Raw genomic sequence first — 16,257 nt, forward strand, 5'->3', positions numbered from 1 at the left:
TTAAAAATATTTAAATTATTTAGATATAAATGTTTCCAATTTATCAGATTATATATTTGAATATAACTATTCAGCGGATTCTCCAACTCCAACAAATAATCGATTTCCTCCGCACCTTCCCTTCCCTGTGGAATATAATGATATGTTATTGTTTCTCGCATATTCTTCAACTTTTTTTCTCCCGCTGTCAGCTGTTTTTTCTCCAAATGATATTATTACAACAACATCATCTATCTTTTTAGAGCCAATTATTGGCTGTTTTATCTTCATACTCGACAATTCACTTATATCACTTAAATGAGATATTACGCTGTTTGCATCATCAATAAATGGGAAATCTTCTAGATATTTTGCAATAAATCCTATATCTTTCCCCTCTTCTGACCGTATTTTTTTACCTTCACAGGATAGTAGTTAAGTTTTCCATCTTGATAGTCTTTTATTATGGATTTTGCTGTTCGTTTCATATCGATTATTCCGTTTTTCCCTAAGTAATTTAATTTTTTACCTATTTTTTCTATAAACTCTTCATTTATGTCTTCTATATTATTTATCTCGATATTATAGTAATTTTTAACAATATTCTCATCAAATGCATATAGGTTTTTCAGTATCTTTATAGCAGGTTCAACAGGATTTTCGATTTTTTCATACCTAAGAGCTCCTATCATCACCAGTTCATCCTCATCCTTAGGTTCAATTACTCCCGGTGTATCGAGTAATTTTATATTTTTTGTTAGCTTTATCCATTGTTCTCCCTTTGTAAGTCCAGCAACAAGCCCACTAGCCGCACTTTTCTTTCCAGTTAGGGCATTTATTAGAGATGATTTCCCAACATTTGGATAGCCTACAACTCCAACTTTTCCCTCCTTAATGCCCTTTAATTGAAGGTATTTTTTAATATCGTCCCTCAATATCTTTGTTCCCTTTTTATGTTTAGAGCTCACAAAAACCACAGATGCCTCTGGATTTTCACTTTTAATTATCTCCTTCCATCTTTCAAGTATTTTTACAGGGACTAAATCCGCTTTATTTAACACATAAATTAGTTTTTTATTTGATTCTTTTATTTTATCTTCTAAATTTTTATTTCTCGTGCCTTCTGGATTTCTCGCATCTAATACTGCTAAAATAATATGGCACTCGTTTATAATTTTGTGTGCTATCTTTTTTGCAGGAACTCTTTTAATTTTCTTACCGCTCATAAAATCACCATAAAATAGAATTTTAAATTAATATTAACAAGTAAATAATATTGCACTAAAATAGATTAAAATATAAAATAGCACGATTAATTTTTCACATCGTTTATCTCTTCTTCTTCATCTTCATCAATAATCTTTCCATTCTTTGTTTTTGGTGCAATATCTTTTATTAGTTTCATTAAATCCTCATCTTCCTCAGCTATTAATTTTACAAATATTCCACCGTGTATGTCTTTATCAAAATTAACAAGACCCGCAAAAGCCGCCTGTTTGTTTATGTTGAATTTTGTAGAGTTTCCTACAATTCCCTTTTCAAGAACCATCCTTGCAGTGTCCAATATTGCCTGACTTCGTAGGAGCTCCTTAAATCTACTTATATCCTCAGCTTCTCCAATTAGCTGATTATCTTCTACAACAACTTTTGCATCCTTAAATATGTTTTTCACTGCTTTTATAACTTTTTCCTCGTCTTCTGTTGGTTTAATTCTAGATTTTAATTTGATTATCATAATATCCCTTTAAAAAATGTTTTCCATTATTTCCAATGCTTTTTCTATATCCTCGTATTTTGTAGCATATGAAAATCTAATATTATATTTACCGCCATCACCAAATGCAACACCTGGCACACATAATATTTTATTCTCTATTAGTTTTTGGGCAACTTCCATTCCATCCCCATATTCCTCAACATTTGGAAATACATAAAATGCACCATCAGGAGTAGTTAATTTAAATAATTTTTTCAATCCTTTAACTATTAAATCCCTTCTTCTTCTAAATTCTTTAACCATTTCATAAACACAGCTTTGGTCTCCATTTAATGCCTCCAATGCTCCATATTGAGCAAAAGATGTTGCACAGGCAAATCCATACTGGTGTATTTTTATCATATTGTCTATTAAATCATATTCATTGTTTAAATTATCATTAACTGCCAAATATCCGATTCTCCAACCAGTCATGGCGTATGCCTTTGAAAATCCGTTTATTAATATGCAGTTATCTGTAAATTCCATAGGTGAATAATGTTTTTTATCGTAAATTATTTTTTCATAGATTTCATCGGATATTATAATAATATTATTATCCTCTGCTATATCACATATTGCCTTTATTTCGCTTTTGTCCATTACCTTTCCAGTTGGATTTGCAGGGGAATTTAATATAATACATTTTGTTTTATCTGTAATGCAGGTTTTTATCTCTTCAATATCTATATTAAACTCTTCATCAAGTTTCATAGAAACAGGTTTAGCCTCGCACAATTGGGTTAAGCTCTTATAGGATACAAATCCCGGGTCAGATATTAAAACCTCCTCTCCCTTATTAACTATTGCCATTAAGGACAGCATTAACGCCTCAGAAGCTCCGCAGGTTGTGATAATATTATCTGGACCAATATCAAGGTTATTGTCATTTTTTAATTTATTGCTTATGCTTTCCCTGAGCTCCGGTATTCCACTATTTGGTGTGTAGTGTGTTTTTCCCTCATCAAGTGCCTTTTTTGCGGCATCTATTATATGTTGGGGAGTGTCAAAATCTGGCTCCCCTATGCCCAAATTTATAGAATCCTTTGTAGCCATGTTGAATATTTTCCTTATTTCCGAAGGTTCTATGTTTTTGCATCTGTTGGAAATCATAATATCACCATATATTTTTACATATAGTCAATGATTTTTCATTCTTTAATAATCATATTTACTCAAATAATGTATATATTCTGTTGAAAAGTTTATATATAGAACATTACATATCATACCATCGGTGATATAATAAATATTTTACATTCAGAACAAATATATAATCCACTATACTTCCTATTATTCTTTCTAACTATTCCACAATTGCTACACTTTTGAGAAGTATAGCTTTCCTCTGTAAGTATCACTTTAATACCGTATTCTTCTGCTTTGTAGGTAATGTATTTGTAAGCAAACCGCGAATCCAGTAGCGGGTAGGAGGGTGCGGGTCTCACCCATTAGGTAGTTTCTACCTATAAAGCAGATGATGTCCGATTATCTCTTATGATAATGTATGAGATAATTTGGATATCATTTGCATGACCTACTAACATAGAATAAAAACATATTTCTAAAATAAAAAAATAAAAATAAATTAATATTCTTTTATTTCCATTAAGAGTTTAATAATATTTATATATTCAATTTTTATCATTTTTATACATAATATCTCTTTTTAGTCCAATTTCTTTAAATATCGCTTAATAATATTTTCAAGATTAATATCGTATTTTAAATAAAAATCCCTACAAAAACAATATCTAATAATATTTGGACAATTATATATCAGATGAATATAGCCATTTTCTATTTTATATACTTTAAACTCATCCCATCGGTAGAATAAAATGCCCGTGGATAATCCTCCTTCGTAAATAGATATTTTTCTTTTCCAGAAGAAATCAAAAATAATCATTTCTTCCCATAAAAAATATTCCCTTAGCATGTTAATCAGAGCTCCGCTACCTCCCCCACAATTCAACTCAATAGAACTTAATATTTGAGTGCATAGCAAATTCCCACGCTTTGAAGTTTTTGCAAGGTCTTTCAATGCAAAATAAACCATTCCAACGATGTATGTTATGAATATAAATAATGGACTATATAGTAAGTAGTTGAAATTCATTTTATCCCCTCATCATATTATAGCTCTCTTATATATCTTCTAACAATATTTTCAAGGTTTTTGAAGCTCTTTGAATATAAACCTTCGGTTTTTTCATTATCGCATTTTAGATAGTATTTAGCCCCAAATATCTTTGAAAAAATTTTAGAATTTCCATATAGGGCTATTGAATTATTTTTCAATTTATATCCTCTAAACTCATCCCATTTTAATAATACATCTTTGTTTAGTGTTTCGCTATAATATTGAATGCCCTCTTTTAAGATATTTATTGTTATTTCATAACTTCCTATGTTTTTCATACCATTATATGCAAATGTAAATGCTTTTATGAAATCTACTACCAAATACGCCATAATTAGAACTGTTATAAAAATTAAAGCACTTTCAAAAGAAATATTCATATTGATGAACAGGTATCCAGCAAATGCTATTGAAATAATACATACTAAAATTGCGACATAAAAAATTGTTTTTAAATAAATAAGTGAAAACTTTTTAATTTTCCTAATAAAACCAGAAAATTCATCAAATTTCATATTAATGGAATACAATACCTTTGGATTTTTTAGATTATAATTTTTACTATCTCTATTTTTTATTTTTATTTTTTTATTTCTAATTTGACTTATTTTTATCCATAAAATTTCGATTGCAACAATTGCAAATACAAAAGCCATGATATAGCCATTATTGTCCATAATCCTCACTATTTTATTTCTTTCAAATGACTTTTAATAATATTTTCCACTTTGTTATTATATTTTAAAGAATGAACCATTTTAGAAAATCCATAACTTAAAACTAAATAAATATGCCCTCCTTTCTTATAATATCCTTTAAAATTATTCCATTTTAGGTGTCCATATCCCTCAATAAATATTCCTTTATCAAATAGTTTTATTTCTGGATTGTATAGTTTTTTCCGCATAGGTGGTATGTAATACATTATTCCAAATATAATTGTTATGACAATAAACGGAGCTCCGAAATATACCAAGTCATTATTAAATACAAAAAATACAAAAATGAACCACATTGGGAAAAACAATTTATTATTTTTTATATTGTTTTTTATGGTGTCTATGAAGTCAATTTTGGCAGTTCCTTCTAAATTCCAGTTTTTAGATTTATGCCTTGTTAAAATTGAAAATATGGAATAAGCCACCATCATAAATATTATTATCAAAATCATTATTGTTAAATAAAAATCAATGCCAATGTTTTTCATTTTGCCCCTCCCACAAAAATGTTTTATTTTACTTTTATTTTTTATTTTATCTCTTTCAAATGATTTTTAACAATATTTTCAACCTTCCCATCATCATTCAATAGATAAACATCCCCCATTATCCAATGAAGGTATTTGAATCTCAATGCTATATGCTCCCCCTTTTTCAAATATCCTTTGAAATTAGTCCAAGGATAAACTAATACATTTTTAACCATAATCCCTTTATCGGTTATTTGCACTTCTTCGGTGAGCTCCTTCTTTTTAACACTGTGGTTAATTAAAATTAGAACAACCACTAATGCCAATACACACAACAGCGTGAGTGAATTTGATATTAAAATAGATATGTAGTCATTACTTACAGAAGACATAATATTTCTAACCAATATCATTAAATTTACAGCAAGAATAAAATAAATAATTCTGTTTCTATATTTTATATCCATTTTTTTGTTTATTTTAGCACTGCATAATATTTTTGCTGATTTAGAGAGTTTTCTGTTTTTTAAAAATAGAATTGGCAATACTATAATACTCACAATAAGACCAATAACAAAAAGCAATAGCAACTCATTTAGTTCCATAATCCCCCTTTGCACTTTTTTATTTACTTTATTTTATTTCATTTAGGTGGTTTTTGAAAATATCTTCGAGCTCTTTATTGTAATTCAGACAGTAATTATTCTCCCCTAATAGATGTTTATTATACAGCACTATTTTATCTCTATTTACTTTATAACCATCAAAAGATTTCCAATTTAGTGGTTTATCATCCCAAATAATCCCTTTGTCATATATTTCTATGTTGTAGTATTTTTTAATAAACACCATATATGCAAATATCGTGGATAATAGTAAAAAAATAAGAACTGTGAAACTGATTACTGTAATATTATCCATATAAAGTATTTTAAGCATTATTAACCAATAAATTATTCCTATAATTATTAAAATTGTATATTTATACTTATTTTTTTCAAAATTGTATTTGATATTTTCAAAAACACTAATTTTTGTAGAATATAATTTATTTCCTGATTTTATTTTATTTAATTTCCTTTTTAATATAGAAAGGAATATCAATAAAAACATTAATGAGAATGATGTCCAAACAATATTTGATAAACTAAATAATGTAAATATCCAGTAATCCATTGCCCCTCCTCCTTATTTAGTTTATTTTTATTTCAAATAAAACTTATAACAGCCAATCTTTAACTTCTTTATTTAACTGACAGTGTGAATTAACAATACCATCTTTAAAATCAAAAAATAGAAATAGGTAGTAGTTAAATATCTCATTAAAAAACGGTGAATTCAGCATGCTAAAGACATTAAGTAATATGCTCACTAATTCTATAAATAGTTTAGGATTTAACTGTTCGGAAGAATTATCTAAGTTTGCATTGGTTAGAACGTTAACGCCGATAAAAACTATTAAAGCATTTTCAGAAAGTATTTCAAAAATCCACAGAACAACTATCGTTAAAAACTTGCAAAAACTCTTCGAAGAAGAGTTTTACTTATACGCTCAATTATTAAACCTTCCCGACATTTTGAATGACAATAGATTTAAATACGCTGCAATAATCGATTCAACATTATTAAGAAGATGGAGTGAAAATATTTATGGTTGTAGTATTAGATACAATTACATCGAAAATCATAGCAAACTATATCAAGAGCAAATAAACTGCTGTATCTATCACAAAAAAAAGGGCTTTATACTATTCACACTACGATAAAACCACTCGACAAAAAATCCACAAACATATTTATTGAAATCATTGAATTTTTATCTCAAACTAACATCAGGACGGTTATAGGGGACAGTTTTATCACAACAAAGAAAATTCTAAAGGGATGTAAGGGATTGGGAATCGAATACATTGGCAAACTTAGGAAAAACATTATAATCGAGTTTTTCAGTAAGAAGGTTAAAGTGGAAGAATTGTTCGAAAAGGATTTTCAAAAAAGAAAGTTCAAATTAAGGACGATTAATGGAATAGAGTTCAAATTATCCGATAGGATTGTGAATATTCCAAATGTTGGCAAGGTTAAAATCGTTGCTGTGCAAATGGAAAATCAGAAAAAACCTAAGTATTTAGTCTCTACAAACTATAAAAAGAAGGCAGAGAACATTATAATCGAGTATATGAAGAGACCAAAGATAGAAGAAAAACATAAAAGGGATAAATCGATTTTAGAAGTTGAAGGGAATTACATAACTTCTGAAAAGAGTAATATTGGATTCATTAGATTTATGGCGGTAGTATCAAACTGCATCGAATACTTAAGCTACAACTATGGATTATCGTTTTATGAAATCGTTAAAAAGTGTGGTAAAGAACTAATAAAGAAAGGAATATCATAATCACACTGTCAGTTATTTAATTTATTATCCATGCCTCATAGTCTTTAAGTCTGCCCAATAGAATTATTAGTTTATTTTAATGTATCATTAACAATTTTATTATTTAATTTTTTCCATTAAATATTTATATGTAAAAACTATAATGATTAATCATTACAATATTATTTTCATTATCATTAGGTGGAATTATGTATGATGTTTCGATAATCAAGGATATTGTGTTGATAGTGGTTTCAATAGGAATATTGTTGGCATCAATTAGATTGTGGATTCAAAAGGACAGTAAAAACATGGTTTATGCTCGTCTTCATATTGCGGGAGTAATAGATATTGCCTGTATAGTTATACTGCTGGTTTTAAATCAACCATTATTGGCGTTAATATATTTGGTTCTCTGTCCTTTTGCCGCACATGCTATTGCTAATGCCGATTATTACGATGAATTGAAGGAAAGTGGAAATAGTTAAAAAATAGATAAAAACGAAGAAGAAAAGTAAAAATAAAAAGTAAATAAAACGCAAAAGTAAAATAAAAGCAATAAATAAATTGGTGGTGCTATGTATTTGAATTTTATCGATTTTGCCGTATTGGCGTTAATTGTTATGTCATATATCGGAACTCTGATTCAAAAGGATTTAATTAAATGTGTGGTATTAACTGGATTGGGTGGATTGGGTTTGGCATATATATTCAGCTCACTTCTTGCTCCTGATGTTGCACTTACTGAGGCAATATTAGGCGGTGCAGTGCTTCCTGCATTCTTTGCATTCACAGTTAAGAGAACTCAGAGACTGGATGAAATCGATTAAAGGTTATATATTATTAAAATAGAAGTAAATTCTGAATATTAATATAAACAAAACTATCAAACAAGATATGAGAGCCACGCATTTATGAATAATATAATCAGCACCTTTAAAAACTGCAAGATACACACCAAAATATGATGCCAATGCTATAAACAAACTTATATCTACAAGTGTTTTTGATGAGCTCATGGAAAAAAATGCAATGATAAATGCATTTAATAAAACTCCCACTATTGATATATCTTTTTTTAAATTTTCCAATGATTCTACTGGTTTTAATTCTAATATTTTTGGAAATAAGGATTTTGGCATCCAACTAAGGGTAAATGTCCAGCTAAATATGCACCCTGAGACAATCATTAGCATTCCAAACCATACAAACATGTTATTTTTTATCAATAACTTCATAACCGTTTCTAAATCACCATATATTGCAGTTGAAGAGATGCTCCACGCATACAATAGATATAAAATTCCCACAATAAGAGTTCCAAGGATAAGCCCATAGCAGATGTCTTTTTCTGGATTTTTAAAGGATTCTGAGGGTATGGCTATGCCTTCCCATCCAGTCATAGTCCATAATCCAAAATAACTAGCCATTAAAACCTTTGAAATATCAAATTTTGTTTTGGAAAATATGGATAAGTCCAAGCCATTGGAATATACCATAAAAATAAGAATCAATATAGTAATAATAGCGAAAAGCCTTAGAAGATTTCCAATGACTCTAATGCCTGATAATACAAGTGTAGTTATGATTATAACCAATATCATGCCAATATATTTAAAATCAAAATAAATGTTAAAAATTACATTGAAAAATGAAACTACCGCAGATATGGACAATACCCCGGCAAACCATAGCAAATATCCAAAGATTTTTCCGATTTCATTGCCAAATACTTTTTGAATGTATTTATAAGGGCCTCCGCTCTTTGTTATTTGGGTTGAGGCATAGGCAAAGGGCATCGCCATTATCAGACTTATAATTATGTCGATAATCCATCCGTATATTGCACATTTTCCAGCTATTGTATATGTTAATGGTGAAAGAACGAAAATTCCCCCTCCCACAATGGATGTAATGGTTAAAAACACCGCATCCTTTAAAGTTAAATATCTCATGCCATCAACTGATTTATTATATTATTATATTTTCATTATAATTTTCAACATACTTTTTTAAATAATTTTATAAAGGATTATGTAATTATAAATATTTTAATATTATTGGATGAAAAACATAAAAACTTAATTAAGCGAGGGATATAGTGAAAATATTATTAATCCATTCTGACTATTTGGAATTTGAGGCAAAACAGAAAACAAAAATTGCAGAAGACACCGATGTATTAAAGGGAAAAATGGACGAATGTTTAACTGCATTCATAGCAGTTGAAAAAGAGGATGAGGAAAATCCTGAAAATGTGATAAATAACACTGTAAATGAGATTATAAAAACTGCGGAAAATTTAAAGGTAAATAATATTGTAGTTTATCCTTATGCACATTTATCAAGCGACTTATCATCTCCAAAAGTTGCAAAGGATGTTTTAAAAGGAATAGAAGAAGATTTAAAAGAAAAAGATTACAATGTGTTAAGAGCTCCTTTTGGATGGTATAAGGCATTTAAAATAAGCTGTAAAGGGCATCCATTAAGTGAGTTATCAAGGAAAATAACCGCAGATATGAAAGAAGAAAAAGAAGAAGAAAAGGGAGAAAAAAAGGAAACCGAAAAATCCAAGTTCTACCTATTAAATGGAGAGACAAGAGAATTAATAGAATTAAATGAGAAAAATGTAAAAAAATTGGAAGATGAAGGATTAAAAGCATTGGCAATGCATGAGATGGGAATAAAGCATGAAAAGAAAAGCAAAGAAACAGAACCACCACATGTGAAGTTTATCACAGAAAAAGAAATCTGCGACTATGAACCATCATCAGATGCGGGACATTTTAGATGGTATCCAAAGGGAAAACTCATAAGAGACCTTTTACAAGATTATGTTTATAATATGGTGGTTGAAAACAACGGTATGCCTGTTGAAACGCCTGTAATGTATGATTTAGGAAACAAGGCAATAAGGGAACATGCAGATAAATTTGGAGAAAGGCAGTATAGATTCAAACAAGGAAGCAAGGATTTAATGCTCAGGTTTGCGGCATGCTTTGGGCAGTTTATGATGAAAAAGGACATGTATATCCTTCCAAAACATTTGCCTTTAAAGTTGTATGAGCTCTCAACATACAGTTTCAGATATGAACAAAGAGGTGAGCTCGTAGGATTGAAGAGATTAAGGGCTTTTACAATGCCTGATATGCATACTGTATGTTTGGATATAAAGCAGGCCATGGAAGAATTTGAAAACCAATTCTGGATGTGCTTAAAAACAGGAGATGACCTTAATACGCCTTATTCAGTAATATTTAGATACACACAGGACTTTTTCGACGAGAATAAGGAATGGTTCTTTAAAATAGCAAAGGACTATAAAGAAAAATATGGGAAGGATGTAATTCTTGAATTGCTTCCAAAGAGAAAACACTATTGGGTTGGAAAGGTAGATATGGCAGTAATAGATAGCTTTGGAAGACCTATCGAGAATCCAACAGTTCAAATAGATGTGGAAAGTGCAAAAAGGTTCAATATCGTTGTTCATGAAGGAAATGAAAAAGTTTATCCAATTATACTCCACTGCTCACCTACAGGAAGTATAGAAAGGGTATTATGCGGGCTGTTGGAAAAGGCATCTATGGATGCTGACGCAGGAGCTCCTCCGATGTTGCCAGTTTGGTTATCCCCAATACAGGTGAGAGTAATACCAGTTTCAGATGCTCACAAGGATTATGCATTAAATGTTGCTAAAAAACTCAGAGAAAACAATATAAGGGCAGATTACGACGATAGGGAAGAAAGCGTAGGTAAAAAAATAAGAAACGCTGGAAAAGACTGGGTGCCTTATGTGGTGGTAATTGGTGATGAGGAAGTTGAAAATGACACATTAACCATTACAGTAAGAGAAAAATCAACATTAAAAAAGCCAGTTAAAGAAAAGATGACTGTTGAAGAGTTAATCGGAAAAATAAAAGAAGAATCAAAAGGATTCCCATACAGACCTTTAAGTTTGCCTCTATACTGCTCATTACAGCCAATATTTAGATAATATTAAATTCCATATTTTTCTTTTCTTTTCTCGAATGCTTCTTTTCCACCTTCAAGAATCTTTTGAACAGATGATTTAATTTCACTACCATCTATTGCACCTCGTTTAGTAACAAACCCATTTCTTCCATTCGAGGTCATGACCAGCATGAGCTCAGAATCACCCAATACTGGAATATTGGCATTATGTGTTACAATAATGAGCTGTCTCTTATTTTTTATTTTACGAATCATCTTTACTACTGCGTCGTATATAAATGAATTATCTAATGAATCTTCTGGCTGGTCTATTATCAAAGGTATATTTCGTTCATTCATTGCAATAGACAATATTGCTGTGCATTTTTGTCCATCAGACACTGATTCTACTTCCTTCCAGCCTCTCCCATCCTTCAGCATTATAGTTATTTTATCATCTCTCTGAGCTGTCTGTATTTCATATAGTTTATTTTTAGCCAATATTATGGCTTTTTTTGCCGCATCTTCAGAGATACATGCCCTATTTGCGAGAGATTCATGATCTTCCTGTTCCAAAATCTTAGAAAAATCCCTAGGATGAACTTTATCTGCAATTTTGGCTCTATCTTCTTTTAATATCCTATAATCAGAACTTCTTAGAACTTCATTAACTAAAAACTCCTTATACTTGGAATTATCTCCTTCTTTTTCAATTTTAATTTTTACAATGTTCTCTAATGACTCATTAATACGATTTATCAATTTTTTTCGTTTATTATATATCTCCTTTCTATTCTGTTCAAGCTCTTCCAATAATTCTTTCCGTTCGTTTTTTAACTTATTTAAATTATTTTCCTTAGTTATAATTATTTCATTAAGTTTTTCCAATTCTTTCCGTTTCTTTTTCAATTCTAAGTAATCGTTATAATCCTTAACTGAAATACCATCATTCTCCATTACCAACAACAGTTCCCTCATTCTTTCTTTTTCACAGTTATACTTATCAGTCCAATCCGCATATATTTTATTAATCTTTTTATTACATTTATTCAATAACTTGATTTGCTCCATTATCTGACATTCTACCTCTTCTTTTGAATTTTTTAGCAATGATATACATTCTGATATTTTATCTCTATTGGGCAAATCTCCCATGTCCTCTATGGCTGGAGCTATTAATCTATTACTCCTAAATTCCATTAAAATTTCTTCATTATATTTTATACTGTCATCCATTTGTTTTTTTATTTCATTTAAAATCCTTTTTTCATCTTCCCAATACATATGATCTTTAAGCTCATCCCCTATCCCTTTGCTATTCAATGTTCGCAATTTTTCTTCAATGATTGGTAAATCTTTTATTTTAGACTTTAATTCATATATCGCTCCATCTTCCGTCAAAATCTTATTTTTATTCATTGCTAGTTTTTTCAATAGTTCATCATTACATTCTTTCAAATTTTCAAAATCAATATACTGGTCAATCATATTTAGCTGACTTATACCACTATTCGCAATTTCTAACAATTCACCCTGGCCATAAAATTCTATTTTAAAAAATTCTCTCCGAAACTGGTCTATATCAATGCTGGTTTCCTCGCCACATTCTCTAAGGATTTTTGGGTTTTTACCATATACTCTTTCTATTACATAGTTCTCCCCATTGTTTGCATTCACTAACATTGTAATTTTGCCATTGTCGCCGAGAACTCCCCTAATTTTATTTTCTTCTTTTTTCCTTATATCTAGAATATCTGATGACATTCCCATAGCATATCTTATTAATTCAATAATTGTGGATTTTCCCGTACCCTTCCCCCCAATTATACAATTTAATCCTATATTAAATTTTATGGTCTGGCTATTTAAAAATCCACCTTCAAATTTAATACCAATAATGTGGGGATGATTGGGTAATTCATCATTCAATCTAATCCTCGAATCATAATCCCCCAATGCTAGTCGTAATCCTTCAAAACTTGGTTTATCCATTTTTATCAAGGAGTATCTCCTGCCTATATCCTCCAATGAATGAGCATCAGAATTTTGAATGCAGGCGTACCCCCTATTATTATATTCTTCCTTGGTTTCCATTCTTGTTATTTCAATTCCCCTCAAATAAGGGGACTCTAAAATCTCTTTTTTAGCTGGAATCAGTCTTTGTATTTCTGTGTCCAACCCACAATTGGAATCCACATGTGATAGGATAGATATGCCGCCTAATTCATCCACTATCTTCATTATCACAGGTATTGTTTTATTGGTCACCGTATCGGATTTTCCCCTTTTATCATGTGAAATGTCAATTTTTATTAATAGCTCATCCACTTTTTTATAGTCTAATGGGTCAAAAATTGCCAAAATGTGAACTTGCCTCTCACCCCCATGTGGTGTTGTTATTTCAACGCCTGGAAGAACCAGTAGGTTTTTACCCTTTGCCGCTTCTGAAACTTTCTCGAACCATCCTTCACTATTGTGGTCAGTTATTGCTATAATCTCTATTTTTTTATTAATTGCAGTTTCTACTATGTCTTCTGCAGTTACATTTTTCTCCTTGTAGCATTTTGAGGCTGGTGTGTGTATGTGAAGATCGCATGTGTAAAATTTTGCTCCATTATTCTTAGATAATATATCATTCATTATATTACCCCCCACTAAAAATGTAATTATATGTCATTACTTGGCATATTTACCAATATATTTATTATTTCTCCCCGCCGCCATGTTTGCTCTTTCTTGGTCTTATTTTAACAGTTTTTATACATTCTTTTTCATCATCAACAAATACACATTCTCCTTTATTTAAATCTTTAATATATATTTTCAATTCCTTCCCCATATATTCTTGATTTAACTTATTTAGTGCATTTACATCTTCCCTATTGGTAACCTTATGTGCAAAAATTATATCGCATTGGCTCAAAACTTCGTTATCAACCGCTGATGGCTGTTGGGTAGCTATTATCAAATTTAGCCCAGGCTGTCGCCCTTCCTTTGCCCACCTTATCAGTATTTCCTTAGATAATGTTGATTTTCCAGATGGAATGAAATTATGTGCTTCATCAATGAACATCCAAACTTTTGACATTTTTGACTCTAAATTTAACATTTCCCTTTTTCTTGATTTCAATCTTTGATTGAATAGATATTTTGAGATTATTGAAACCACTAAATCTCTTAATCCATGTCTTCCGCTTTCTATTGTGCTTAAATCAACGACATTTACGGCATTTGTGCTAAACACACTTTCTATTTGGATTTCTTCATCTGCAAATATCCCCCATTTCTTTGCCATATTTAATCTATTGATTAACGCTTCCTTTGTAGTTTCTTTCGATTTTGTGTCCCTTTCTATTTCGTAAATGATGTCATCTATTGTGAAAAACTTTTTTGATATAGAATCCACAGCCCTATATAATGCAATTCCCATCATTTCATTTATGTTTATGTTAAACAAATCACACCATCCTTCTGGTGATATGTCTGAAGGATTTAAAAGAAGCTGTTTAAACTCAATTCCTTTATTTTCCAATTCTTTTACCACTTCACTATCAAACCGTTTTTCCACTTCTCCGGGAACTATCAGTTTAACAGGATATTCCCTTGCATATAGATTCCAATCCCAGAGCTCTTCCTCTTGCTCAATATTTGGTTCAGCCATAGTCCAAAATATTCCCATTGGGTCAATAATAATTTTCAAAAAATCAGGGTATTTCTCTTGGAGCTCCTCAACTAACACCCCCATGGTATAACTTTTACCACTACCCCTTTTTCCACAGATAAATATGGCATGAGATTTTGATGCATCAATATATTGGTCATCTTCTAACTTTTCTCTAACTTTTTCCCTTCCGATAAAAAGCATGCTATCCCTCAATTATTATTAGTGGAACAAAACACTCTTCGAAGGATATTCCTCCATGAGCTCCCCTACCATAGTTCTTTTCAAAGTCCCATTTTATTCCATGGTCTGAAATTACATAAACTACAAACGATTCATTAATTTTGCCTAAAAATTCCACTAATTTTTTTATATTTTCAAAAATTTCATTTATTTTATGATTTATAAGTTCTTTACTTGTAGTTCTTATTTTATGGGCATCTTCATCTAACCCCATCCTATATATTTGTATATATTTTTTTCTACAAGGGTTATTTTCGATCATATTTTTTAAATCCATCTCATGAATAAAAATGTTATTTTCAGGCATGTATCTAAACAACTCATCAGTTGTTTTGTTTTTAGCCCTGTTCCAATATGTTAGTCCATAGATATCATATCCCAAATAATATAGACTTTTGGCTATTGGAATATTATCATATCCAAAAATTATATTCTTAAAACCATTTATCGTATTTGTTTTACCATTTACAAAAACTGGTGTGATTTTTTTAAACATATTGCCTATATTTAAATTCACAACATCAATATAAGATAACCCATCAATGAGATACAAAACCACAGTTTTTGGGGTTTTTGAATTCACATATTCCAAAATATCTGTTTTGACATCTTTCTGTGTTTTCGCGTATTTTTCGATTAAATGGTATTTTTCTTCAATGATAGTATTTAGTTCAAATGTAAATGGATTGTGATTTAACTCATACATTGGTAATCTATCATCACACTGGTCGGTGATCACATAGTTTTTTTGTGGAATTTGGATATGTGGATTATCCATCATATTCCAAAAGTCATCGTATGAAATCTCGTCCAAATCAAAAAATAATAAGGAAAGTTTGTGGTTTAATCCCAAATAAACTGGAAACCTTTTTATTTTTTCCTTACAATTATTTCGATATAGTTGTCTAATTTGTTCAGACATTTTATGACCCCCTCTGTATCCATGCCACTTTTCTTTATC

The 16,257-nt window shown here is 30.2% G+C and carries 16 protein-coding genes and 2 pseudogenes; 5 read left to right on the plus strand and 13 right to left on the minus strand.

The window, feature by feature from the left end; genetic code table 11:
- Positions 1-66: 66 nt before the first annotated feature.
- The 9 genes and pseudogenes from Mjas_RS04180 to Mjas_RS04220 all read right to left on the minus strand — a co-directional run bounded on the left by Mjas_RS04180 (position 67) and on the right by Mjas_RS04220 (position 6,243).
- A pseudogene (locus tag Mjas_RS04180) lies at positions 67-1,205 on the minus strand (GTPase).
- An 86-nt stretch (positions 1,206-1,291) separates the two neighbouring features.
- Positions 1,292-1,714: an RNA-binding domain-containing protein gene (locus tag Mjas_RS04185; RefSeq protein WP_421078506.1), complete on the minus strand. Its 423-nt coding sequence runs from the start codon at positions 1,712-1,714 to the stop codon at positions 1,292-1,294.
- 9 nt (positions 1,715-1,723) lie between these two features.
- Complete coding sequence (locus Mjas_RS04190) at positions 1,724-2,848, minus strand: pyridoxal phosphate-dependent aminotransferase (protein WP_421078507.1); 1,125 nt, start codon at positions 2,846-2,848, stop codon at positions 1,724-1,726.
- A gap of 143 nt (positions 2,849-2,991) precedes the next feature.
- Positions 2,992-3,129 (minus strand): annotated as a pseudogene (locus Mjas_RS04195) (zinc ribbon domain-containing protein); the annotation flags it as partial.
- A 275-nt stretch (positions 3,130-3,404) separates the two neighbouring features.
- Entirely contained in the window at positions 3,405-3,854 is a 450-nt protein-coding gene (locus Mjas_RS04200) for a hypothetical protein (protein WP_421078508.1), read from the minus strand.
- Positions 3,855-3,871: 17 nt separating this feature from the next.
- Positions 3,872-4,555 carry a hypothetical protein gene (locus Mjas_RS04205; protein ID WP_421078509.1) on the minus strand — a complete coding sequence of 228 codons (684 nt, stop codon included), beginning with the start codon at positions 4,553-4,555 and terminating at the stop codon, positions 3,872-3,874.
- Between the two features lie 8 nt (positions 4,556-4,563).
- Complete coding sequence (locus Mjas_RS04210) at positions 4,564-5,085, minus strand: hypothetical protein (protein ID WP_421078510.1); 522 nt, start codon at positions 5,083-5,085, stop codon at positions 4,564-4,566.
- A 41-nt stretch (positions 5,086-5,126) separates the two neighbouring features.
- Positions 5,127-5,672: a hypothetical protein gene (locus Mjas_RS04215; protein ID WP_421078511.1), complete on the minus strand. Its 546-nt coding sequence runs from the start codon at positions 5,670-5,672 to the stop codon at positions 5,127-5,129.
- Between the two features lie 28 nt (positions 5,673-5,700).
- Positions 5,701-6,243: a hypothetical protein gene (locus Mjas_RS04220; protein ID WP_421078512.1), complete on the minus strand. Its 543-nt coding sequence runs from the start codon at positions 6,241-6,243 to the stop codon at positions 5,701-5,703.
- 167 nt (positions 6,244-6,410) lie between these two features.
- Here Mjas_RS04220 and Mjas_RS04225 point away from each other — a divergent pair, with 167 nt between their 5' ends.
- From Mjas_RS04225 to Mjas_RS04240, 4 genes are all read left to right on the plus strand, one after another.
- Positions 6,411-6,833 (plus strand): hypothetical protein, encoded by a 423-nt coding sequence (locus Mjas_RS04225; protein WP_421077233.1) that lies wholly within the window; start codon positions 6,411-6,413, stop codon positions 6,831-6,833.
- 77 nt (positions 6,834-6,910) lie between these two features.
- The gene (locus Mjas_RS04230; RefSeq protein ID WP_421078567.1) at positions 6,911-7,462 is read left to right on the plus strand and encodes a hypothetical protein; all 552 of its coding nucleotides are present in this window, start codon (positions 6,911-6,913) and stop codon (positions 7,460-7,462) included.
- Between the two features lie 188 nt (positions 7,463-7,650).
- A complete protein-coding gene (locus Mjas_RS04235) occupies positions 7,651-7,929 on the plus strand; it encodes a cation:proton antiporter (RefSeq protein ID WP_394355314.1) in 279 nt (92 codons plus the stop codon).
- Positions 7,930-8,019: 90 nt separating this feature from the next.
- Positions 8,020-8,271 (plus strand): DUF4040 domain-containing protein, encoded by a 252-nt coding sequence (locus Mjas_RS04240; RefSeq protein WP_421078513.1) that lies wholly within the window; start codon positions 8,020-8,022, stop codon positions 8,269-8,271.
- Between the two features lie 3 nt (positions 8,272-8,274).
- Here Mjas_RS04240 and Mjas_RS04245 read toward each other — a convergent pair whose 3' ends face one another.
- Positions 8,275-9,396, minus strand: coding sequence for an APC family permease (locus Mjas_RS04245; protein ID WP_421078514.1), 1,122 nt, complete (start codon positions 9,394-9,396; stop codon positions 8,275-8,277).
- A gap of 146 nt (positions 9,397-9,542) precedes the next feature.
- On the opposite strand from Mjas_RS04245, the gene Mjas_RS04250 reads away from it, so the two are divergent.
- Positions 9,543-11,435, plus strand: coding sequence for a threonine--tRNA ligase (locus Mjas_RS04250; RefSeq protein WP_421078515.1), 1,893 nt, complete (start codon positions 9,543-9,545; stop codon positions 11,433-11,435).
- Between the two features lie 2 nt (positions 11,436-11,437).
- Here Mjas_RS04250 and Mjas_RS04255 read toward each other — a convergent pair whose 3' ends face one another.
- The 3 genes from Mjas_RS04255 to Mjas_RS04265 all read right to left on the minus strand — a co-directional run bounded on the left by Mjas_RS04255 (position 11,438) and on the right by Mjas_RS04265 (position 16,218).
- Complete coding sequence (locus tag Mjas_RS04255; protein WP_421078516.1) at positions 11,438-14,032, minus strand: TrlF family AAA-like ATPase; 2,595 nt, start codon at positions 14,030-14,032, stop codon at positions 11,438-11,440.
- Positions 14,033-14,096: 64 nt separating this feature from the next.
- Positions 14,097-15,257 carry an ATP-binding protein gene (locus Mjas_RS04260; RefSeq protein ID WP_421078517.1) on the minus strand — a complete coding sequence of 387 codons (1,161 nt, stop codon included), beginning with the start codon at positions 15,255-15,257 and terminating at the stop codon, positions 14,097-14,099.
- A gap of 1 nt (position 15,258) precedes the next feature.
- Positions 15,259-16,218 (minus strand): hypothetical protein, encoded by a 960-nt coding sequence (locus Mjas_RS04265; protein ID WP_421078518.1) that lies wholly within the window; start codon positions 16,216-16,218, stop codon positions 15,259-15,261.
- Positions 16,219-16,257: the final 39 nt, after the last annotated feature.

Source organism: Methanothermococcus jasoni (genome assembly GCF_049075655.1).
Classification (GTDB): Archaea; AGJL01; Methanococci; order Methanococcales; family Methanococcaceae; genus Methanofervidicoccus.

Excerpts from the sequence above, each read along its gene's own strand:
- Mjas_RS04185 (WP_421078506.1), bottom strand. The coding sequence starts at position 1,714 with ATGATAATCAAATTAAAATCTAGAATTAAACCAACAGAAGACGAGGAA.
- Mjas_RS04190 (WP_421078507.1), bottom strand. The coding sequence starts at position 2,848 with ATGATTTCCAACAGATGCAAAAACATAGAACCTTCGGAAATAAGGAAA.
- Mjas_RS04200 (WP_421078508.1), bottom strand. The coding sequence starts at position 3,854 with ATGAATTTCAACTACTTACTATATAGTCCATTATTTATATTCATAACA.
- Mjas_RS04205 (WP_421078509.1), bottom strand. The coding sequence starts at position 4,555 with ATGGACAATAATGGCTATATCATGGCTTTTGTATTTGCAATTGTTGCA.
- Mjas_RS04210 (WP_421078510.1), bottom strand. The coding sequence starts at position 5,085 with ATGAAAAACATTGGCATTGATTTTTATTTAACAATAATGATTTTGATA.
- Mjas_RS04215 (WP_421078511.1), bottom strand. The coding sequence starts at position 5,672 with ATGGAACTAAATGAGTTGCTATTGCTTTTTGTTATTGGTCTTATTGTG.
- Mjas_RS04220 (WP_421078512.1), bottom strand. The coding sequence starts at position 6,243 with ATGGATTACTGGATATTTACATTATTTAGTTTATCAAATATTGTTTGG.
- Mjas_RS04225 (WP_421077233.1), top strand. The coding sequence starts at position 6,411 with ATGCTAAAGACATTAAGTAATATGCTCACTAATTCTATAAATAGTTTA.
- Mjas_RS04235 (WP_394355314.1), top strand. The coding sequence starts at position 7,651 with ATGTATGATGTTTCGATAATCAAGGATATTGTGTTGATAGTGGTTTCA.
- Mjas_RS04240 (WP_421078513.1), top strand. The coding sequence starts at position 8,020 with ATGTATTTGAATTTTATCGATTTTGCCGTATTGGCGTTAATTGTTATG.
- Mjas_RS04245 (WP_421078514.1), bottom strand. The coding sequence starts at position 9,396 with ATGAGATATTTAACTTTAAAGGATGCGGTGTTTTTAACCATTACATCC.
- Mjas_RS04255 (WP_421078516.1), bottom strand. The coding sequence starts at position 14,032 with ATGAATGATATATTATCTAAGAATAATGGAGCAAAATTTTACACATGC.
- Mjas_RS04260 (WP_421078517.1), bottom strand. The coding sequence starts at position 15,257 with ATGCTTTTTATCGGAAGGGAAAAAGTTAGAGAAAAGTTAGAAGATGAC.
- Mjas_RS04265 (WP_421078518.1), bottom strand. The coding sequence starts at position 16,218 with ATGTCTGAACAAATTAGACAACTATATCGAAATAATTGTAAGGAAAAA.